Origin of the sequence: Polaribacter irgensii 23-P, assembly GCF_000153225.1 — a bacterium.
Taxonomy (GTDB): Bacteria; Bacteroidota; Bacteroidia; order Flavobacteriales; family Flavobacteriaceae; genus Polaribacter; species Polaribacter irgensii.
Genome location: NZ_CH724148.1, coordinates 2,580,532 through 2,601,299 on the forward strand (window position 1 = coordinate 2,580,532; position 20,768 = coordinate 2,601,299).

Consider the following 20,768-nt stretch of genomic DNA (forward strand, 5'->3'; position numbering starts at 1 on the left):
TGAAAAAAATTCTTTAATATTCTTCCTTGCAGAACTAAATACACATTAAATGGAAAAATTATCAATCGTAAAAATTGGAGGAAATATAATTGAAAATGAAATTGCTTTGCATACTTTTCTTCAATTATTTTCTTCGATAGAAGGAAAAAAAATCTTAGTACACGGAGGCGGAAAACGCGCTACAGAATTTGCAGTAAAATTAGGCTTAGCACCCAAAATAATTTCTGGTAGACGTCTCACAGATGCTCAAAGCTTAGAGGTTATCACCATGGTATACGGAGGACTGGTTAATAAGAATATCGTTGCAAAACTGCAAGCTTTAAAAATTAATGCTATCGGATTATCGGGTGCAGATGCAAACAGTATACGCGCTAAAAAAAGACCGATAACCCCAATCGATTTCGGCTTTGTGGGAGATGTAAAAGAAGTTAGTTCCAACGCAATTGATGCGTTAATTCAAGCCAGTTTTACACCAGTTTTCTGCGCCATCACGCATGACGGAAATGGGCAACTTTTAAATACAAATGCAGATACAATTGCCAGTCAGATTTCCATTTCGATGAGCAAAAGTTACGCAACAGTACTTTATTATTGTTTTGAATTGAATGGTGTTTTAAGAAATTTCAATGACAAAACATCCGTAATACAGCACCTCAATACCACCCGCTATCAAGGATTATTAAAAGCCGGTATTATTGCTGACGGAATGCTACCAAAATTAGAAAACTGTTTTGATGCCTTGAAAAATGGCGTTGCCAAAGTACACATAGGAAATACAGAAATGCTCACAAAAGAAAACGATAATTTCACAACAATTACCTTATAATATGAATGTCGAAAAGCTCACAGAAAACGCAATTTCTCTTTTAACAAAATTAATTGAAACGCCTTCATTTTCACAAGAAGAAGAAAATACAGCCTTACTTATTTCCGAGTGGTTTCTACAACATGATATTCCCTTCAAAAGCACAAAGAATAACATTTGGGCAGTGAATAAATATTTTGACGAAAGCAAGCCAACACTGCTGTTAAACTCTCATCACGATACTGTAAAACCAAATTCTGCCTACACCAAAAATCCTTTTAAAGCTAGTGTTGAAGACGGAAAATTATATGGTTTAGGAAGCAATGATGCTGGTGGATGTTTAGTCTCACTACTTGCCGCTTTTACAAATTTTTACCCTGCAGAAAACCTTTGCTATAACCTTGTAATCGTGGCCTCTGCTGAAGAAGAAAATAGTGGTAAAAATGGATTGAATAGCATGCTTCCAATACTTCCACACATAGATGTAGCGATCGTAGGAGAACCGACTTTAATGCAGTTGGCAGTTGCAGAAAAAGGCTTGGTTGTCTTTGATGCTGTTGTTGCTGGAACTCCAAGTCATGCTGCACACACAAATGAACACAATGCTATTTACAACAGTATTGAAGTTTTACAATGGTTTAAAGATTTTAAATTCGAAAAAAAATCAGATGCTTTAGGTGCGGTGAAAATGACAGTAACGCAAATCTCTGCAGGATCTCAGCACAATGTTGTTCCTGCACATGTTGATTTAGTAATAGATGTTCGCGTAAATGACGCCTACTCAAATGAAGAAATTACAGCGATTTTACAAAAAGAATCCCCCTGCTCAAAGATTACGCCAAGAAGCTTGCGTTTAAACTCTTCTGCCATCGCTATCGATCATGAATTGGTAAAAGCAGGTATTGCAATTGGAAGAGACACCTATGGTTCTCCAACCCTCTCGGACCAAGCAGTCTTAAGTTGTCAATCCTTGAAACTAGGACCTGGAGATAGCACGCGCTCTCATTCTGCTAACGAGTTTATTTATCTTCAAGAGATTGAAGAAGGCATTCGACTTTACATCGCTTTATTAAACCGCGTAATTACTCAGAAATAAACAAGGAATTGTTTAAAAGTATTGGCACTTTAGAACTGCTTTTAAAAAAGTAGCAGATATAGACTATAAATTTCAAAAATAAAAAGGTACACATATGAAACTTTGGGACAAAGGATTTTCAATAGACAAGCAAATAGAAAACTTTACCGTTGGCAACGACAGAGAAATTGATATGCACATCGCAAAATACGACGTGCAGGCATCTATAGCACACGCAATCATGCTTGAATCCATTGGAATTATTACAAATAATGAGTTAAAAAAATTGCAGAAAGGACTTCGTGAATTGGCAGACGATATTGAACATAGCACTTTTATTATTGAAGCCTCCTTTGAAGATGTACATTCAAAAATTGAATGGGAACTGACCAACAAATTAGGAGAAGTAGGAAAGAAAATCCACACAGCACGTTCAAGAAACGACCAAGTTTTGGTAGCACTCCATTTATACTACAAAGAAAATCTAAGCACAATAGATACTAAAATACACACGCTATTTGAAACACTTTTAGATCTTGCAGAAACGCATAAAAAAAGCTTATTACCTGGATATACGCATTTACAAGTAGCCATGCCATCTTCTTTTGGACTGTGGTTTTCTGCCTATGCAGAATTGCTGATAGATGATGTGTATATGCTGCGTGCAGTTTCTAAAGTTGTAGATCAAAACCCTCTTGGCTCTGCGGCTGGATATGGAAGTTCCTTTCCTATTGACAGGGAATTAACAACCAAAGAATTGAACTTTGCTACCCTAAAATACAATGTAGTTGCAGCGCAATTAAGCAGAGGTAAAAGTGAACGCTCTATTGCTGCTGCATTAGGTGGGTTGTGCAACACAATGGCACGCTTTGCTATGGATGTTTGCTTATATATGAGTCAGAACTTTAATTTCATTTCTTTTCCTGACGAACTGACAACAGGGAGTAGTATTATGCCGCACAAAAAAAATCCGGATGTCTTTGAATTGATTCGTGGAAAATGCAATAAAATTCAAGCATTACAAACAGAAATGCTACTCATTACCAATAATTTACCGACAGGTTATCACAGAGATTTTCAATTGTTAAAAGAAAATATCATCAACGCTTTTGAAGATGTGAAAGAAATTTTAGACATCTTTAATTATGCCATTCAACAAGTTATTGTAAAAGACATTGATTTAAATGACGAAAAATATCAGTATTTATTTACTGTAGATAGTATTAATAATTTAGTTACAAATGGGATGTCATTTCGAGAAGCATATCAAAAAATTGGCGCTCAAGTGCAAGCTGGAAAATACACTCCTGATTTGGGAAAACAACACACACATATAGGAAGTATTCATAATTTATCTCTAGATAAAATAAGAGAAAAATATCCTAGGTAGTGTAAAAAAAAAGCAGCTATTGTTTAATAACTGCTTTTTTTCATATCATTTTTAATTTGTACTTGACGTAACTCCTAGCTAATAAATTTAACTTCATTGGATCCGAAATCCGTATGCGAGTATCCATAATTTTCTCTGAAGGAACACTGTCCAATTTCATCAACAACCTTCTGTAATATCGATATGCCATATACACTCCAAACTTTGCCTCTGCTGGTAACTTTAAAATACCATTGGTAAAAGCAAAATCAAAATCCGCTTTAATTTCATCAATAATCAATTGTTTGGAAGCAGTGTTTAATTTACCAAGATCAATGTTGGGAAAATAAGAACGGTTTAAAACTTCGTAATCGTCCTTTAAATCTCTAAGAAAGTTTACTTTTTGAAAAGCAGACCCTAAGCGCATAGCAGCATCTTTTAATAAGTCAAATTGCACATCATCACCATTTACAAAAACCTTCAAACACATCAATCCAACAACATCTGCAGAGCCATAAATATAAGCATCGTATTCTTCCTTTGTTTCATAAACGGTTTTATGTAAATCTGCTTTCATACTTTTTAAGAAAGCTTGCACCATTTCGTCAGGAATATTGTACTTATTTACTGTCTGCTGAAAGGAATTTAAAATCGGATTTAAACTTATACCCATTTCTTTTCCCATGTAATAATCACGCTCAAAATGTGTCATTAAAAGCTCCTTATCATACTCGTGAAAGGTGTCTACAATTTCGTCTGCAAAGCGAACAAAGCCATAAATATTATAAATGTCTGTCCTGATTTTCGGCGACAAGGTATTTACGGCCATTGAAAAAGAGGTACTGTATTTTTCAGTTACCAATTTACTACAGTCGTTAGAAACAGTATCAAACAATTCTTTCATACTTAGAGACTATTTTTTTTTATTAATTCTGATGCAATTTTACCGGAAATTAAAGCTGGTGGAACTCCTGGACCAGGAACCGTTAATTGACCTGTAAAATATAAATTATGCACTTTGCCACTTTTTATTTTTGGTCTTAAAAAAGCAGTTTGCAGCAATATGTTTGCCATACCGTAAGCATTGCCTTTGTAAGAATTGTATTCTTCTTTAAAATCTTTCACACAAAAAGATCTTTTAAAGATAACATTATTTTTCACTTCTTGACCTGTTAACTGTTCAAATCGATCCATTATTTTATTAAAATATGACTCTCTTAGCTCTTCTGTATCTTCTATCCCTGGTGCTAAAGGCATTAAAAAGAAACCTGCTTCTTTCCCTTCAGGAGCCGAGGTTACATCGGTCATTGAGGTAAAATTGGCATAAAACAGTGGATCCGTTGGCCATTTAGGATCGTCATAAATTTCTGCTGCGTGCAAGTCAAAGTCTGTATCAAAAAATAAGGTGTGATGGCTTGCATTTTTAATTTTCTTATCAAAACCAACATAAAACAGCAAAGAAGATGGCGCAAATGTTTTCTTATCCCAATATTTTTCTGAATATTGTCTTAAACCCTCTTCTAATAAGGTTTCTGTGTGATGATAATCCGCACCACTTAAAACAAGACTTGTTTCAATGGTTTTACCATTCACCAATAGACCAGAAACTTTGTTTTGAGCGTCGGTTATAATCTTTTCTACATTGGCGTTTACTTCAAAACGGACCCCTAGAGAAGTAGCTAAAGAAACCATACCTTCAATAACTTTGTACATACCTCCTCTTGGATGCCAAGTACCCAATCCAAAATCTGCATAATTTATAAAATTATAAAAAGCTGGAGTGTTGTCTGGTTTCGCACCCAAAAACAAAACTGGAAATTCTAAAATTTTGATTAATTTTGGACTTTTAATATTTTTTCTCACCTGTTTTCTAACTGTAGAAAAAAACTGGGTCACTCTCGCAACAGTGGTTGTTGTAACCAGCTCTAATGGCGAAATACCCGGTTTGTATACCAAGTCTAAAATCGCAGTTTCATAATTTGCTTTCGCTGAGTCTAGAAAAGTTTTCAAATGCTTCGCACTGCCTTTTTCTTCTTTCTCAAACATCGCATAAATGTCTTCCAGATTGTCAGAAACTTTTAAGGAAGAATTTTCTCCAAAATAAACCTCATATCCCGGACTCAATTTGTCTAAAATATAATAGTCTGAAGGTTTTTTACCAAAGTCAGCAAAAAAACGTTCAAAAACATCAGGCATCCAATACCAGGAGGGACCTAAGTCAAAAGTAAATCCATCCTTCTTATATTGTCTTGCTCTTCCTCCTAAAGTATCATTTTTCTCGAAAACAGTAACATTGTACCCTTCTTTTGCCATATAGCAAGCCGAAGACAATGCCGAAAACCCTGATCCAATTATATGAATTTCTTTTTTCATTATTTATTTTTTGTTTAACAAAGATACCGCAAAATTAAACATTTAACTCTGCAGTTACAAAATTATAAGACTTTTAAAACATCGAGCATTGAGGCATAAAATGAAACGTCAAAATTGAGATCTTTGTCTTTCATGAGTTCTGTTTTTCTACCAACAGCAATCAATTGGTGATTCGTGTTTTTTAAACCATTTTCAAATTGCTTAAAATATGCTTCTATCTTATCGTCGTAAGGTTGAATAGTCAAAGAAGTTACAAAACATATTTTTTTCTCGCTTTTAAAAAAATGATCTAGATTGTCTAATGGTAAATTTTGACCTAAATAAATGGTCTGATTCCCTCTTAAAATAAGTTCGTAATTTAAATATAGCAAACCCAATTCATGAATTTCATTTTCTGGCAAAAATAATACGTATACTTTTTTAGATTTTTTTATTCCGTACTGAAGACTCTCTGTATTAATATGAATTTTCTGCGCGATTAAATTTGAGACAAAGTGTTCGTGAACTGGTAAAAGCGTACCTGTTTGCCACAAAAGACCGACGTGATTTAGAAAGGGAATAAAAACTTCTTTAAAAACTTCTCGAAAGGTTTTTTTAATTAGTAATTTATGATAGGTAGCATTAAAAATTGTTTTATCGAATTGCAACATTGCTAATTTTAAAGCAATAATTGCCTCGTCGTTAATTGCAGTTAAATTGGCAACTTCTCTAGAATGTATCAAAATATCTTCGTCAGACATTTTAGCGATTTTAGATATTTTGTAATTGTTATTACTTAACAAAACAACATTTAACAGTTTCTGTAAATTTTGATGCGAATAATATCTAATATTTGTTTCTGTCCTCTTTGGCTCTAAGAGGTTGTATCTCTTCTCCCAAATGCGAATTGTATGAGATTTAATTCCCGATATATTTTCAAGGTCTTTGATCGTAAAGTCTTGCTTAATATTGTTCAAACCTATAAGTTTTAAGTTAATCAAAGATAAATGTTTTTAGTTCAATAAAAATTTTTTTATAAAAATTGTAACATTTCATACATTTGCTTGACTTATAGGTAATCTTAGAACCACCAAATTGCAAAAAGATTTAGAAGATAAATTTTTAGTAGACTTCGAAACAAATCAAAACATAGCGCATAAAATTTGTAGAATTTACACTTCGAATAGAGATGCCCACAACGATTTGTTTCAGGAAATAACCATACAAGTTTGGAAAAACTACCCGAAATTCAGGGGAGACTCTAAATTTAGCACTTGGATGTACCGCGTTGCTTTAAACACTGCAATTTCCTTATATCGGAAATCTACGCGTCAATTAAAGACGCAAGATTTCGACGATGTTGCTTACAAAATCAAAACGGTTGAATACGATGACACAGAAGAAGTGCAATTAAAAGCGCTCTATAAGGCAGTACACCAATTGAACGATATTGACAAGGCGCTCATTTTTTTATACTTGGAAGACAAACCATACACCGAAATATCAGAAACACTTGGTATTTCTAATGTAAATGCGAGAGTAAAAATGACCAGAGCTAAAGAAAAATTAAAAAATATTTTAAACCCATAATATGTATTCGTTAGACAATTATAAAAAAGCGTGGGGAAACCAACCAGAGGAAACCTATCAATTTTCAGCTTTGGAGATCTATAAATTAGCGCATTCAAAATCAAGCTCCATTGTAAAGTGGATTTTTATTATTGGAATTTTGGAGTTCGTTGTTTTAAACTCATTATCCTTTTTTATCGATACAGAAACTTCCTACGACGTTTACAAAGAAATGGGCTTAGAAAAGACAATTTTATATTCCACAATTGTGGCATATGGAGTTTTATTTTACTTTTTAGTGCTGTTCTACCTCAATTACAAAAGAATCTCAACCACAGATTCCTCAAGACAATTGATGAAAAAAATAATTAAAACACGAAAAACAGTTCGCAATTACGTTTTGTTTAATTTTAGTTACATGGCATTCGTCATCGTTTTGGTAACTGCAGCGTATTTAAAGACTCACTTTAACGATTTGGAAGCGAAACAAATTGTACTAATTTTACTTTTAATCTTTGTGCTCACCCTTATAATTTTAGGAGTATTATGGCTATTCTATCAGCTATTATATGGAATACTACTTAGAAAATTAAATTACAATTACAAAGCACTCGCTAAATTAGAAAAAGAGTCTTAAGTTTTATTTAAAATAAAACGCTTTTAATATTCTCTGAGCATACAAGGAGTGTTATGGATATAATTACATTTTAAGCCTTTCTATCTTGTGCTCTAAAAAAGAAATTCACAAGTGTTAGTGCTTAAAATTCATTAATTCCTGCAACAAAATCTCGTGCATTTCGCTGGTATAATCCAAATGGGTAACAATTCTAATCCGACCTTCTCCCATAGGTGTTAAAAGTATGTTCTTGCATTTCATTTTTTCAATAAAGTTTGTGGCTCCAATCTTTTCATCCACGTAAAAAATAACAATATTTGTTTCTATGACTTCTAGCTTTGTAACGTAAGAGACCGAAGCCAAAACCTTACCAATCTCTTGTGCTCTTTTATGGTCTTCAGAAAGCCTTACAACATGATTGTTTAGTGCATATATCCCTGCAGCAGCTAAAAACCCTCCTTGTCTCATTGCTCCCCCGAGTAACTTGCGAACTCTTAGCGCTTTTGCTATATGCTCCTCAGTTCCTAATAATATCGATCCAATAGGTGCTCCTAAACCTTTAGAAAGACAAATTGAAATCGTGTCGAATAACTGACCGTATTGCTGTGGAGTCTCGTTTTTAGCAACCAACGCATTGAATAAACGAGCGCCATCTAAATGAAAAGCTAAATTATTATTTTGAGCTATTTTTTGTAACTTTTCTAACTCTGTGAAGTCCCAGCAAGCACCTCCACCTTTGTTTGTTGTATTCTCCACACAAACTAAACTTGAATAAGGAACATGAATATCTGCTCTTCCTGCCACGGCTTCCTCCAATTGTTTCGCTGTAAACATCCCTCTATTGCCGTCAATTAGCTTACAAGTCACCCCAGAATTAAACGCGGCTCCTCCTCCCTCATAATTGTAAACATGTGCGTACTTATCACAAATTAACTTGTCTCCCGGTTGTGTATGTAATTTTATCGCTGTTTGATTTGCCATCGTTCCAGAAGGAAAAAATAATGCCGCTTCCATTCCAAACATAGTGGCCGCTTTTTCTTGCAACTCGTTTACTGTAGGATCCATTTTAAAAACATCGTCACCCACTTTAGCTTGCATCATTGCAGCTAGCATTCCTTTTGATGGCCTTGTTACTGTATCTGATATTAAATCTATAATCATCTGTTTATTTTATTAATATGGGTTTGATTCTTCTTTTTTGACTGTCTAACTAAGAAAAACCCTTAAGAAATTTGCAAATATGTATTTAATTTTCACTAAAATTAAAGAAAGATTCACTTCCAATTGGAGAACCATCTGGAATTTTTAACGTGGCTGGTTTCTCAAATGACTTTGGCTCTTTCAAAAAAGCATCAATCATTTTTACCATCGCTAAATTATATATTTTCTGAACTCCCTCAAGCTTTTTATTTTGTAAGATTGTTTTGATCTCATCTAACTTATAAAAAACGATAGCATTTACCTGTTTGTATTGATTTTTAGCGGCTGCCAAATAAAACAATTGCACTAAAATATTTCTATTTACAACACCTTGTAATTCTTGATAGTATGTATCTTCATATATTTTTTGAAACGTTTTAGAAACCAGTTCATCAATTAACTCTTCCAAACCTAGTTGACTTTTGTCAATGCTCTTATGTGCAATTAGTCGAGAAGCCCTTTCAGGATTTAACAACAAATTTAAGGTCATCTCACTGGCTGTTTCTACTGCTCCAAAAGCGTCAAACTCAACTCCTAAATTGCTTTTAAAAGACTCTCTAGTTCTTCCGTAGCCTATTGCTCTTGGCGGAAATAAATTCAATTTTTCTTTCGGAATTGCAATTTCATCAACAGCAATGGTTTTTAAAACTGCTTGTAAAGCAATTCTTTCCGAAACGCCAGAAACTCTTTTCACAATCGTTTGATTGCCCCCTTTTACAGCATAACCGTATACTAAGCCCCCAATTAACTTTACTGTTGCTTCTGTTTGAAATCTATGGAAAAAATACAAAGGAACAAACACATCTTCCAGCACACTATACGGCTGATCTGTTTTAATATTATCGCTAGAAAATTTTTCTATGGCTGTTTTTCTTATTTTTAAAACGTTGTACAACTCATCATGAATATTGCCTCCATTATCCCACAAATGCGCAGAAGCACTTGCACTTCCAGGTCCTCTTGCGTCTTTATCTGACAAATACTTCAATCCACTTTCAAAAGCATTCTCTAAAATTATTCGCAACTGATTTTTAGTATCACCTTCAAAGTCTTGATAAAAATAAGCGACTGCTACTTTGTCCCAAGCACCTATCTTAGTTTCGTATGCTTCAGAGAAATCGAGAACTCCTTCTTTTAGCCGCAATTTCATATGTGGATAATCCATCACAGAAGCATTCCCATTTGTACTGGCTGCAAAATTATGCGCAAAACCTAAGGTATGGCCAATTTCATGTGCCGATAATTGTCTAATTCTAGCAATTGCCACTTGCAAGGCTGCAGCATCGTCTGCAGTATGCTCCTTATAAGCAGCTTGTAAGGCTTGCACAATTAAAAAATCTTGTCGAATCCTTAAACTTCCTAAACTTACATGTCCTTTAATTATTTCACCTGTTCTTGGATCAGAAATACTCCCCCCATAGCTCCAACCTCTTGTAGATCTGTGCACCCATTGCACCATATTATATCGAATATCTAAAGGATCTGCCCCTACAGGTAACATCTTCATTTGAAAAGCATCCTTGTAACCAATTGCCTCAAAAGCCTGATTCCACCAACTTCCGCCTTCTAATAAAGCGGAACGGATCGGTTCTGGTGTACCAGGGTCTACATAATAAATAATTGGAGTGATTGCCTCAGAAATTAACGCTTTGGGGTCCTTCTTTTCCAAGCGATGTCTATAAATAAAACGTTTTGTAATAGACTCGTTTACAGGAGATGCGTAATTTAAATACGTCATTGGATAGCCTCCAGCCCGAGGATCAAAAGTTCTTGGCTTGTAATTATTATCTGGCAACTCTACAAAAGCGTGTTGCTGGTAGACACTTACCAAACTCGCATCTGGTGTAACACTTCTGATTTGGTATCCTTTTGGAGTTCCTTTAAAAGTGAGCAGCACATCAAAGGCTACATTTTTAGGAAATGCTTTTGTTCTTTCTAAATTAAAAGCTGATTTACTGATGTCTAAGCTATAATTTCCTTGTTTGTTATCCGCCAAAGCTTTTGCAACTCCGTGCGCATCTCGCAGAAAGAAATCGCTAGCATCTATTAAAAAAAGACCATTTTTCTCTTCTTTTATTACAAAACCATGCAAAACAGATTTTGAAAACGCCTCTTTTACTGATTTTTTTTCTGCTGTATTGTCTGTAATTGCTCTATACTTTTGATTGGGCTGTAGCAGCAATAATTTATTCCCCGCTTTTTTAAAATAAACAACAACTCCACCCCCTAACTGCCCTCTATCCAATCCGATATCATTCGAACCGATTCCTTCTGACAGCGCATGCGTGTATAGAAATTCAGTTTCTAGATCAGCTACCTGAAGAAATATTTTATCAGTACCTTCATCATAATAAAAAGTAAAATATCCTTCGTATTTTGTAATGCCTTTTTGTAATTTATTTCCCTGTTTTTCTTTAAAAAATTGAGAAAATCCGCTAGAAGTAATGGAAATAATAAATAGAAATAAAAGTAGTTTTTTCATCTGTCATTTAATTTTTATAAATCTATAAAATAAGCAGCAGTTTTAAAACAAGAAATCTTAAAAATTCATTTAGTTTTGTTCAACCTATGATTACACTAGACCAACTTAAAGATATTGCGGATAGAATTGAGAAATTGAAATCTTATTTAGAGATCGATAAAAAACTCATAGAAATCGCTAATGAGGAAGAAAAAACAACCAACCCTGGCTTTTGGGACCACCCTAAAGAGGCAGAAGTTGCGATAAAAGAATTGCGTTTCAAAAAGAAATGGGTAACCGACTATCAGCACGCTATCACTTTAAATGACGATGTAATTGTGTTGTACGAATTCTATAAAGAAGGAGACGTTGCAGAAACAGAAATGGACGAACAGTTTGAAAAAGTAAGTTCATTTTTAGAAGATATTGAGTTTAGAAATATGCTCTCTGAAGAAGGAGATTCTCTGGCTGCCACAATACAAATAACAGCTGGTGCTGGCGGAACAGAAAGTTGCGATTGGGTAGAAATGTTATCTCGTATGTACAGTATGTGGGCAGAAAAACAAGGTTTTAAATTAAAAACCCTGAACTACCAAGCAGGAGATGTTGCCGGAATAAAAACCATTACTATAGAAATTGAAGGTGATTTCGCCTTTGGATGGCTAAAAGGAGAAAATGGAGTGCACCGATTGGTACGAATTTCGCCCTTTGATTCTAACGGAAAGCGACACACTACATTTGGATCTGTTTACGTCTTCCCTGTAGCCGACGACTCTATAGAAATTGCAGTAAATCCAGCAGACATAGAAATTGTCACTGCGAGATCTAGCGGCGCTGGAGGTCAAAATGTAAATAAGGTGGAGACCAAAGTACAATTGACACACAAACCCACAGGAATACAAATCCAATGTTCTAATTCTCGATCTCAGCATGACAATAGAGCCACTGCCATGAAAATGCTAAAGTCGCAATTATATGAAATTGAGCTAAAGAAACAACAGGCAACACGCGCTGACATCGAGGCAGGAAAACTTAAAAACGAATGGGGAAGTCAAATTCGAAACTATGTAATGCATCCTTATAAATTAGTAAAAGATGTAAGAACTGCCTACGAAACAGGAAATGTTGATGCCGTGATGGATGGAAACATCAATCCTTTTTTAAAATCCTATTTAATGAAGAATGGACAAAAAAAAGATTCCTGATAATTTGAAACAAAAAAACAAAGCTTTTAAACTTTTAAAAAAATGATTAAAATATACCACAACTCTCGTTGCAAAAAATCTAGAGAAGGTTTGGCTATTTTAGAAAATTCAGAAAAAAAATTCGAAATTATAAAATATTTAGAAACCGCTCCTTCAGAAGAAACACTCACTGAAATCATTGCGCTATTGAATATCAAACCCATACAATTGGTGCGAAAAACAGAAAAAATCTGGAAAGAGGAATTTAAAGGTAAAGACATGTCAGATACAGAAGTTATCAAAACAATGATTGCATACCCTAAATTAATTGAACGCCCAATTGTGATCAATCATCAACATGCAGTAATTGGCAGACCTCCAGAAAAAATCAACAGTATTATTTAAAACCACCTTACTTTCATTTGTTTAACTTTTTTTTAACTGAAAGTGCTAATATGAAGCGTCAACTTTGCTGCCGAACCATTAAAAGCATAATTTGTTCCTAAAAAAAAGTTTTCTACTTCTTTGCATCTTTTCGATATCCATCCTTTTTTCGCAACAAAAAACGAATGAAAACGAAGTTTTCATCAACGGAACGGTGATTGATGGAAAAACAAAACAACCACTAGAATTTGCTACTGTTGTATTAAAGAATACCGAAACCGAAGCACTGTCAGGAGGTCTTACAGATCTGCGCGGGAATTTTAAAATAGCAACACCGAATGCTACATATGAAATAAGTATTAAATATATTTCATTTAAATCTATAGTATTCCCTGCTGAGAGTGTCAATTCAAGTAAGGATTTTGGAACGATTTCGCTCTATGAGGATTCAAACAGTTTAAATGAAATTGTTATTGTTGCAGAAAAAACAACCGTAAATATTCGCTTGGATAAAAAAATATTTAATATCGGGAAAGACTTATCAATTAGAGGTGGAAATGCAAGTGATGTTCTTGGAAATGTGCCCTCTGTGCAAGTTGATGTTGAAGGAACCGTGAGTCTTAGGGGAAATGAAAATGTAACCATATTAATAGACGGAAGACCCAGCGCACTCGTAGGAATGAATGGTGCAGAAGCACTTCGACAAATTCCGGCAGAAGCGATTGAAAAAGTAGAAGTCATTACTTCTCCATCGGCAAGATATGATGCCGAGGGCACTGCTGGTATTTTAAATATTATTTTAAGAAAAAATAAATTAGTTGGTTTTAACGGCTCTTTACAATTAGATCTTGGAAATCCATTAAAAACAGGAACAGCTTTTAATGCAAATTGGCGCACTGAAAAATTGAACTTGTTTACCAATACTGGTTTTCGCTACAACACAAACCCTGGAAATGCGTATAGTGACTCTAAGTATCTGTCTACAAACGCCCAAAATGCAAGAGTGCTTGAAGAGCGGAGATTTGGAAGACAAGGACGGTCTTTATTTACAAGTTTTGGCGCCACATATTTCCTTACAGCAAATACAAGTATTGTAGGAAACATTGTTTTAAATGGTGGAAAAGACAATGACTTAAACACAAATAAGATACAAAGATTTGATGCACTGGGAAACACAAATGAGCGAACAAAAAGAACGGAAGCAAAAAGTGAAGATGAACAACGCGTTCAATATACCTTAGATTATCTAAATAATTTTGATGGAACTGGAAGAAAACTATCTATAAACACCCAATATTCTGCAGAAATAGAGCGCGCTTTAAATACAATTACAGAAATTGATACGCCTTCAAAAATATTGAATGACTTAGAACAAGTAAAGAATGATCAAGACGAAACCCAGGCATTACTTCAAATAGATTATGTACATCCCGTTGGAGAAAGCATTCAATATGAAGCAGGATTCAGAGGAAATTACAGAGATATTTTCAATAGTTTTTATCTTGCTGAACGCAAGGATTTTGAAAATGAGGGTCCCTTAATTCCAGACACAGGTCTTAATAATTCTTTTAATTACAACGAATTTGTAAATGCTGCCTACTTTCAATACGGCCAAAAATTTAATAAAATATCTCTTTTGGCAGGAATACGGTATGAATTTACTTCCATTGAGATTGCACAGCAAACCGCAACAACGGAAGATAAAAGAAAGTACGGCAACTTCTTTCCTACTGCTAATCTTGGCTATGAATTTAAAGATGGAGAAAATATTACTTTGGGATATAATAGACGAATTAGAAGACCTCGAGGACGCAGTTTAAACCCATTTCCTAGCCGCTCAAGTGAATCTAATTTGTACAGTGGTAACGTATCATTAAACCCAGTAATTACGGATGCTTTAGATATTGGATACCTAAAACGTTGGAATAAATTTACATTAAGCACCTCGTTGTATTATAATATTAGCAACAACAACTGGGAATGGATTCAAGAAAATACAGGAATGTTAACAGACAACGGAGATCCGATCACCAAAAAATTTCCTATCAACCTCTCTACAGAGGAAAGGTTTGGTTTTGAGTTCACACTGAATTACAAACCTTTTAGAAGCTGGAACATTAATAGTGACTTTAATATTTTTAATATAACTAGCACCGGAGACTATACAAGTAATGCAACAAATGTTAACCAAAATTTTGATTTTAACAATACCGCCTTCTTCATACGATTAAACCAAAAAATTACGTTGCCAGGAAAAACAGATTTGCAAATAAACATGAACTACAGAGGACCGAGTCAAAATGCACAAACCAAAAGTAGAAGTGTTTTTCGCATGAGTATCGCCGCTAGTAAAGATCTTTTTAACGAAAGAGCCTCCTTAAGTTTAAATATGAGTGATCTTTTTAATAGCAGTATTAGCCGAAGATCCACTTTGCTTCCTGGATTCTTAGATCAGTCCTTTGAATTTCAATGGAGAGAACCTCAAATTAATTTAAGTTTGGTATACCGTTTCAATCAAAAAAAGAAGACAAACATAAGTAGCGCATCTGCCAACGGCGACGGTGAAGGCCTTTAACTAAATTGAAATAATGTACGAAAACACTTTTGAAATTTGCAGAGCAAAAAACAAGAGAGTTTTTATTTAGAAGCGAGCCTATCTTTGCAATGGATATTTGCATACTGTAATCTTTCATCATTATAACAAAAAAAACCGTTCAAATTATTGAACGGTTTTTTTGAGTATATTTTTAAAAAAACTACTTTTCTTCAGCAGCGTTTTTTGCTTCCTTCTTTAATTTTAAGCTCTCCCAAACAGTACCGCCAATCCAATAAGGAACTACAAATGTTAATAGAAAAATCAACAACCAAAAACCTGCAGTAAATACAAACATGAATAAAACCAATCCTGAAAATTGAGAAAAATCTAACATAATAAATATTTTAATAATTATTGGAACAAAAATAAGACATATTTTCAAATTTTACTTGCTTAATTCAAAATTTTCCGAAAGAATTTAATCGGTTTTGTTCAAACTCTTTTTACTTAGTTTTTTTTGTAAATTTGCCTTGTTAGTGAGCATATTATTTTTATATCAAAAGGACGTTTTTAGATTTTTATCCCTTAAAGAAATTTGGATACAAAATTAAAAGAGACCGTTTAAAAAAAGAACCACATGAAGTATAGAATTGAGAAAGACACGATGGGGAATGTAGAAGTCCCTGCAGATAAGTATTGGGGTGCACAAACGGAACGCTCGCGCAACAACTTTAAAATTGGAGCTGCAGGTTCTATGCCTTTAGAAATTGTTTATGGATTTGCTTACTTGAAAAAAGCTGCTGCCTTTACGAATGCAGAATTAGGAGTTTTATCACTAGAAAAAAGAGATTTAATAGCGCAAGTTTGCGATGAAATTTTAGAAGGTAGATTAGACGATCAATTTCCGTTGGTTATTTGGCAAACGGGCTCAGGCACACAATCAAACATGAATGTGAACGAAGTAATTGCCAACAGAGCGCACGAAATTGCGGGAAAAGTTATTGGAGAAGGAGAGAAAACAATTCAACCTAATGACGATGTCAACAAATCACAATCCTCAAATGACACCTTTCCAACTGGTATGCATATTGCCGCCTATAAAAAGATTGTTGAAAACACCATTCCTGGAATTACACAGCTAAGAGATACGTTAAAAGCAAAATCAATCGCCTTTGCAACTATTGTAAAAATTGGACGCACACATTTAATGGATGCAACACCACTCACCCTCGGGCAAGAGTTTTCTGGATATGTAGCGCAATTAAACTTTGGTCTAAAAGCATTAAACAATACCTTAGAACACCTAGCTCAGTTAGCTTTAGGAGGTACTGCTGTCGGCACTGGATTAAATACGCCTGCAGGATATGATGTATTAGTAGCTAAATATATTGCTGATTTTACAGGGCTGCCCTTTATTACAGCGGAAAACAAGTTTGAAGCTTTGGCCGCACATGACGCTTTTGTAGAAACCCACGGTGCTTTAAAGCAAGTAGCGGTTTCTTTAAATAAAATAGCAAATGATATCAGAATGATGGCTTCTGGACCAAGATCTGGAATCGGTGAAATCATGATCCCTGCCAATGAACCAGGTTCTTCGATTATGCCAGGAAAAGTAAACCCTACACAAGCAGAAGCAATTACCATGGTTTGTGCACAAGTTATGGGGAATGACGTTGCCGTTACCGTAGGAGGAACCCAAGGGCATTATGAATTGAATGTTTTTAAACCAATGATGGCCGCGAATGTGTTACAATCTGCGCAGTTGATCGGAGATGCCTGTGTTTCTTTCGATGTAAACTGTGTTGCTGGTATTGAACCGAATCATAAAAGAATTACCGAATTATTAAATAATTCACTTATGCTTGTAACGGCTTTGAATACTAAAATAGGCTACTATAAAGCTGCTGAAATTGCAAACACAGCGCATGAAAACGGTACAACACTAAAAGTAGAAGCGGTTCGTTTAGGATATGTTACTGAAGCGCAATACGACGAATGGGTAAAGCCAGAAGAAATGATTGGCGGATTAAAATAAAATTATAGTAAATACAACTTTTAAAGAACGGCATGCTTTTGCAGTTCTTTTTTCACTAAAATAACGTGAATATGAAGCAACACGAAGAGTTTATGAGTGCAGCTGTGAAAGCAGCTTTAAAGGGAATGAATAATAATGAAGGAGGCCCATTTGGATGCATCATTGTAAAAGATGGAGCTATAATTGGTAGTGGAAATAACAAAGTAACATCAACCAATGACCCTACCGCGCATGCAGAAGTCACTGCGATTAGAGATGCCTGCAAAAATATTGGTTCTTTTCAATTGGATGGCTGTATTATTTATACTTCCTGTGAACCCTGTCCAATGTGTTTAGGTGCTATTTATTGGGCAAGACCCGACAAAGTCTATTACGGAAGTAATCAGCAAGACGCTGCCAATATTGGTTTTGACGATGCTTTTATTTACAAAGAGATTCCTTTACCTTACGAAAAAAGGAGTATTCCTTTTGAACAGGTAGGGAGAGAAATTGCACTAGAGCCCTTTCAAAAATGGACCGAAAAACAAGATAAAACGGCCTACTAAAAAGGTAAAAAACCGAAGTTGTCACTCCGGTTTTTTACCTTTTAAAATTCAAGAATATTCCTTACTGTTCATAAATAACGTGCTGTTATAATATTTAAATGGTGTAATTGATGCCCTGAAAACAAGTACCCCAAAGCCCGCACAGAAATAGCATTGTTGGATGCCATTCCTGCTCTTAACAATGCCGCTTCAGAAAAACTTCGATACAGTTGAATTGTAGATTTTCGAAGTATCGTCATCTCCTCTAATAATTCATAATAATCGCGATCGTTGGCAGTATCGTTCTCCACAAAAAGATCTTGATCATATCCAGGCAAAGCAGTTTTATCATTTCTGGCAAAGCATAAAGCTCGATAACAAAAAATTCTTTCTGTATCTATAATATGTTGTATGACCTCTTTTAATGTCCACTTTCCAGCGGCATAAGAAAAGCTGTGTTTGTCTTTAGATACAGTATGTAACAATTGGTTAAATGCTACTTGAGCGCTTTCTAAATTGTCTATAATTGACTTTTCCTCCATCGAAATCAACTGTATGTATTGTTCAAAATAGGGAGCGTATTCTGTTTTTGATATCATTTTATTTTAATTTTGAAAAATTTATCGGACTTTTCAGATTCACTGTTGCGTTAAAAAACTTTTGAAATCAAAGCTAGCCCTCAGCAATGAAAAGAAAATAAGTTTTAAAAACAAAGCCAACAGGAACAAATATAGCTTTTATGCCGGTTAAGCTATTATTTTAAATTAATTTTGTATTTCATCGCAAGACATGCTATTTCGACAAAAAAAATACATTCAATTTTTGCTAAAAGCAACCAATCAGCACGGCGTACACTCCCCTTTTGTGTTCCTCCTGGTAACCAAGTGTTTCTATGTAAAGCTTGAAAATACCCTATGGAATAAATTTTTAAATGCAAAAAGTTCTACTGCAAAAAATCATCACAAAATTAAAACTTTGAATTTTGATAGCACTTCTAATGTTTTTGAGAAAAAGCTTCTTAAAATTTCTGAGCTCGGAAAACTGGAGGGGATTTCAAATAAAAATGCCAAGCTTTTAATTAAAATTATCCAATACCTGAAACCGAAAAACATATTAGAAATTGGCACTTCAATAGGCTTGGGAACTACTGCAATAAAAATAGCAAATAAAAATTCTTCAATAACAACCATAGAAGGCTGTCCAGAGAAAATTAAAATTGCACGCGCATTATTTCTGGAAAATAAATTAAATGCTAGCGAAATAATTGCTGGAAATTTTTCAGAAACACTTCTAACAACCGTGCAAAAAAAACAATTCGATTTTATATACTTTGATAGCAACCCCACAAAAGAAGCAACTCTCGCCTTCTTTAAAATAGGAATACAAGGCATTCACAACGATTCTTTTTTCATCTTCAATTCAATTTATAAGAATGCTGAAATGCAAGCAGCGTGGTCTCAAATTAAAAAGCATCCAAAAGTTCGTGTTACAATTGATATCTTTTACTTCGGAATCGTTTTTTTTAGAAAGGAACAAGCCAAAGAAAATTTTAAAATAAGAGTTTAACACCTTCTTAAAAGATAAACTTTGTAACTTTGAGAGGTAAAACTTTAGAAATAAATTAGATGAAAATATATACAAAAACTGGAGATCGAGGAACTACTGCATTATTTGGTGGTACAAGAGTAAAAAAATACAATCTGCGCATCAATAGTTATGGAACGGTAGATGAACTAAACTCCTACATCGGATTGATTAAAGATCAGCAGATTTCAGAGGACCACAAAGAAGGGCTTTTAAAAGTTCAAAATGAACTGTTTACTTTGGGTGCGATGTTGGCAACACCTCCAGATAAAGAAATGTTAAAATCAGGAAAAGATCGCTTAAATATTCCGAAAATTGACGAAGACTCGATTTTATTCTTAGAAAATGAAATTGATAAAATGGAGCTAACTCTTCCTCAGATGACGCATTTTATACTTCCTGGAGGGCATCAAGCGGTATCATTTTGTCACATAGCAAGGTGCGTTTGTAGGCGTGCAGAAAGATTATCTGTAGAGTTAAACGATCAAGAAGCAATAAATAATGACATTTTAAAATACCTAAACCGCCTTTCTGACTATCTTTTTGTATTGGCACGAAAGTTGTCACAAGATTTACAAATAGAAGAATTCAAATGGATTCCTAAAAAAAATTAATACGTTCTTTTTTTATCGCATTGAAGAAGTTTATAGTCCTTATTTGTTTATTTTAAAGATTGATTTTAAACACTTGAAAAAAATTATGATTTTCTTCACAATAAATTTCTTAAAAAAGACTTGCGTAATTCAGTAAAAAAATTATTTTTGCACAAAATTAAACAATAAGAAATGTATTGGACTTTAGAATTGGCATCTTATTTAGCAGATGCGCCTTGGCCAGCAACCAAAGATGAGTTAATAGATTATGCTATCAGAACTGGATCTCCCTTAGAAGTTGTTGAAAACTTACAAGATATAGAAGATGAAGGTGATTCATATGACTCAATTGTAGAGATTTGGCCAGATTATCCGACGGAAGATGATTACCTTTGGAACGAGGATGAATACTAAAAAATATTAAATATAAAAAGTCTCAAACGAGGCTTTTTTTTTGTTTTATTTTAAACAAAAAAAATAT

20 protein-coding genes are annotated in these 20,768 nt (G+C 34.3%); 13 read left to right on the forward strand and 7 right to left on the reverse strand.

Annotated elements, in window-relative coordinates; translation table 11 throughout:
- Positions 1-49 precede the first annotated feature (49 nt).
- The 3 genes from argB (at position 50) to argH (ending at position 3,270) form a co-directional block, all read left to right on the forward strand.
- Entirely contained in the window at positions 50-826 is a 777-nt protein-coding gene (argB, locus tag PI23P_RS11510; protein WP_004571042.1) for an acetylglutamate kinase, read from the forward strand.
- Between the two features lies 1 nt (position 827).
- The gene (locus tag PI23P_RS11515) at positions 828-1,901 is read left to right on the forward strand and encodes a M20 family metallo-hydrolase (protein ID WP_004571043.1); all 1,074 of its coding nucleotides are present in this window, start codon (positions 828-830) and stop codon (positions 1,899-1,901) included.
- Between the two features lie 94 nt (positions 1,902-1,995).
- Positions 1,996-3,270, forward strand: coding sequence for an argininosuccinate lyase (gene argH / locus PI23P_RS11520; RefSeq protein WP_004571044.1), 1,275 nt, complete (start codon positions 1,996-1,998; stop codon positions 3,268-3,270).
- A gap of 40 nt (positions 3,271-3,310) precedes the next feature.
- On the opposite strand, the gene PI23P_RS11525 is transcribed toward argH, so the two are convergent.
- The 3 genes from PI23P_RS11525 to PI23P_RS11535 form a co-directional block, all read right to left on the reverse strand.
- Positions 3,311-4,153 carry a phytoene/squalene synthase family protein gene (locus tag PI23P_RS11525; protein ID WP_004571045.1) on the reverse strand — a complete coding sequence of 281 codons (843 nt, stop codon included), beginning with the start codon at positions 4,151-4,153 and terminating at the stop codon, positions 3,311-3,313.
- A gap of 2 nt (positions 4,154-4,155) precedes the next feature.
- On the reverse strand, positions 4,156-5,622 hold the full coding sequence (gene crtID, locus PI23P_RS11530; protein WP_004571046.1) for a bifunctional phytoene desaturase/3,4-desaturase: 1,467 nt from the start codon (positions 5,620-5,622) through the stop codon (positions 4,156-4,158).
- A 62-nt stretch (positions 5,623-5,684) separates the two neighbouring features.
- Positions 5,685-6,578 (reverse strand): MerR family transcriptional regulator, encoded by an 894-nt coding sequence (locus PI23P_RS11535; protein ID WP_238300027.1) that lies wholly within the window; start codon positions 6,576-6,578, stop codon positions 5,685-5,687.
- A 118-nt stretch (positions 6,579-6,696) separates the two neighbouring features.
- Between PI23P_RS11535 and PI23P_RS11540 the strand changes: the two genes are divergently transcribed.
- Together PI23P_RS11540 and PI23P_RS11545 are read left to right on the forward strand one after the other, a co-directional pair.
- Positions 6,697-7,191, forward strand: coding sequence for an RNA polymerase sigma factor (locus PI23P_RS11540; RefSeq protein WP_004571048.1), 495 nt, complete (start codon positions 6,697-6,699; stop codon positions 7,189-7,191).
- 1 nt (position 7,192) lies between these two features.
- Entirely contained in the window at positions 7,193-7,807 is a 615-nt protein-coding gene (locus PI23P_RS11545) for a DUF8845 family protein (RefSeq protein ID WP_004571049.1), read from the forward strand.
- A gap of 114 nt (positions 7,808-7,921) precedes the next feature.
- Here PI23P_RS11545 and PI23P_RS11550 read toward each other — a convergent pair whose 3' ends face one another.
- Both PI23P_RS11550 and PI23P_RS11555 read right to left on the reverse strand, forming a co-directional pair.
- The gene (locus PI23P_RS11550) at positions 7,922-8,947 is read right to left on the reverse strand and encodes a threonine aldolase family protein (RefSeq protein WP_004571050.1); all 1,026 of its coding nucleotides are present in this window, start codon (positions 8,945-8,947) and stop codon (positions 7,922-7,924) included.
- Between the two features lie 85 nt (positions 8,948-9,032).
- Positions 9,033-11,468: a zinc-dependent metalloprotease gene (locus PI23P_RS11555; protein WP_004571051.1), complete on the reverse strand. Its 2,436-nt coding sequence runs from the start codon at positions 11,466-11,468 to the stop codon at positions 9,033-9,035.
- 86 nt (positions 11,469-11,554) lie between these two features.
- Between PI23P_RS11555 and prfB the strand changes: the two genes are divergently transcribed.
- From prfB to PI23P_RS11570, 3 genes are all read left to right on the forward strand, one after another.
- Entirely contained in the window at positions 11,555-12,652 is a 1,098-nt protein-coding gene (gene prfB / locus PI23P_RS11560; RefSeq protein WP_004571052.1) for a peptide chain release factor 2, read from the forward strand.
- Between the two features lie 42 nt (positions 12,653-12,694).
- Entirely contained in the window at positions 12,695-13,036 is a 342-nt protein-coding gene (arsC, locus tag PI23P_RS11565) for an arsenate reductase (glutaredoxin) (RefSeq protein WP_004571055.1), read from the forward strand.
- Between the two features lie 91 nt (positions 13,037-13,127).
- A complete protein-coding gene (locus PI23P_RS11570) occupies positions 13,128-15,590 on the forward strand; it encodes a TonB-dependent receptor (protein ID WP_238300028.1) in 2,463 nt (820 codons plus the stop codon).
- A 181-nt stretch (positions 15,591-15,771) separates the two neighbouring features.
- Here PI23P_RS11570 and PI23P_RS12700 read toward each other — a convergent pair whose 3' ends face one another.
- Positions 15,772-15,945 carry a hypothetical protein gene (locus tag PI23P_RS12700; RefSeq protein WP_004571057.1) on the reverse strand — a complete coding sequence of 58 codons (174 nt, stop codon included), beginning with the start codon at positions 15,943-15,945 and terminating at the stop codon, positions 15,772-15,774.
- A gap of 243 nt (positions 15,946-16,188) precedes the next feature.
- On the opposite strand from PI23P_RS12700, the gene fumC reads away from it, so the two are divergent.
- Complete coding sequence (gene fumC / locus PI23P_RS11580) at positions 16,189-17,586, forward strand: class II fumarate hydratase (protein WP_004571058.1); 1,398 nt, start codon at positions 16,189-16,191, stop codon at positions 17,584-17,586.
- 71 nt (positions 17,587-17,657) lie between these two features.
- Positions 17,658-18,131: a nucleoside deaminase gene (locus PI23P_RS11585; protein ID WP_004571059.1), complete on the forward strand. Its 474-nt coding sequence runs from the start codon at positions 17,658-17,660 to the stop codon at positions 18,129-18,131.
- Positions 18,132-18,199: 68 nt separating this feature from the next.
- Here the strand turns inward: PI23P_RS11585 and PI23P_RS11590 are convergent, their stop codons facing one another.
- Positions 18,200-18,709 carry a DinB family protein gene (locus PI23P_RS11590; RefSeq protein WP_004571060.1) on the reverse strand — a complete coding sequence of 170 codons (510 nt, stop codon included), beginning with the start codon at positions 18,707-18,709 and terminating at the stop codon, positions 18,200-18,202.
- A gap of 376 nt (positions 18,710-19,085) precedes the next feature.
- On the opposite strand from PI23P_RS11590, the gene PI23P_RS11595 reads away from it, so the two are divergent.
- The 3 genes from PI23P_RS11595 to PI23P_RS11605 all read left to right on the forward strand — a co-directional run bounded on the left by PI23P_RS11595 (position 19,086) and on the right by PI23P_RS11605 (position 20,701).
- Positions 19,086-19,676, forward strand: coding sequence for an O-methyltransferase (locus PI23P_RS11595; protein WP_238300029.1), 591 nt, complete (start codon positions 19,086-19,088; stop codon positions 19,674-19,676).
- Between the two features lie 59 nt (positions 19,677-19,735).
- Complete coding sequence (locus tag PI23P_RS11600) at positions 19,736-20,308, forward strand: cob(I)yrinic acid a,c-diamide adenosyltransferase (protein WP_004571062.1); 573 nt, start codon at positions 19,736-19,738, stop codon at positions 20,306-20,308.
- A gap of 171 nt (positions 20,309-20,479) precedes the next feature.
- Entirely contained in the window at positions 20,480-20,701 is a 222-nt protein-coding gene (locus tag PI23P_RS11605; protein ID WP_004571063.1) for a DUF2795 domain-containing protein, read from the forward strand.
- Positions 20,702-20,768: the final 67 nt, after the last annotated feature.

What these genes read in the sequence shown, in the direction of transcription:
- argB (WP_004571042.1), top strand. Translation starts at nt 50, where the DNA reads ATGGAAAAATTATCAATCGTAAAAATTGGAGGAAATATAATTGAAAAT.
- PI23P_RS11515 (WP_004571043.1), top strand. Translation starts at nt 828, where the DNA reads ATGAATGTCGAAAAGCTCACAGAAAACGCAATTTCTCTTTTAACAAAA.
- argH (WP_004571044.1), top strand. Translation starts at nt 1,996, where the DNA reads ATGAAACTTTGGGACAAAGGATTTTCAATAGACAAGCAAATAGAAAAC.
- PI23P_RS11525 (WP_004571045.1), bottom strand. Translation starts at nt 4,153, where the DNA reads ATGAAAGAATTGTTTGATACTGTTTCTAACGACTGTAGTAAATTGGTA.
- crtID (WP_004571046.1), bottom strand. Translation starts at nt 5,622, where the DNA reads ATGAAAAAAGAAATTCATATAATTGGATCAGGGTTTTCGGCATTGTCT.
- PI23P_RS11545 (WP_004571049.1), top strand. Translation starts at nt 7,193, where the DNA reads ATGTATTCGTTAGACAATTATAAAAAAGCGTGGGGAAACCAACCAGAG.
- PI23P_RS11550 (WP_004571050.1), bottom strand. Translation starts at nt 8,947, where the DNA reads ATGATTATAGATTTAATATCAGATACAGTAACAAGGCCATCAAAAGGA.
- PI23P_RS11555 (WP_004571051.1), bottom strand. Translation starts at nt 11,468, where the DNA reads ATGAAAAAACTACTTTTATTTCTATTTATTATTTCCATTACTTCTAGC.
- prfB (WP_004571052.1), top strand. Translation starts at nt 11,555, where the DNA reads ATGATTACACTAGACCAACTTAAAGATATTGCGGATAGAATTGAGAAA.
- arsC (WP_004571055.1), top strand. Translation starts at nt 12,695, where the DNA reads ATGATTAAAATATACCACAACTCTCGTTGCAAAAAATCTAGAGAAGGT.
- PI23P_RS12700 (WP_004571057.1), bottom strand. Translation starts at nt 15,945, where the DNA reads ATGTTAGATTTTTCTCAATTTTCAGGATTGGTTTTATTCATGTTTGTA.
- fumC (WP_004571058.1), top strand. Translation starts at nt 16,189, where the DNA reads ATGAAGTATAGAATTGAGAAAGACACGATGGGGAATGTAGAAGTCCCT.
- PI23P_RS11585 (WP_004571059.1), top strand. Translation starts at nt 17,658, where the DNA reads ATGAAGCAACACGAAGAGTTTATGAGTGCAGCTGTGAAAGCAGCTTTA.
- PI23P_RS11590 (WP_004571060.1), bottom strand. Translation starts at nt 18,709, where the DNA reads ATGATATCAAAAACAGAATACGCTCCCTATTTTGAACAATACATACAG.
- PI23P_RS11600 (WP_004571062.1), top strand. Translation starts at nt 19,736, where the DNA reads ATGAAAATATATACAAAAACTGGAGATCGAGGAACTACTGCATTATTT.
- PI23P_RS11605 (WP_004571063.1), top strand. Translation starts at nt 20,480, where the DNA reads ATGTATTGGACTTTAGAATTGGCATCTTATTTAGCAGATGCGCCTTGG.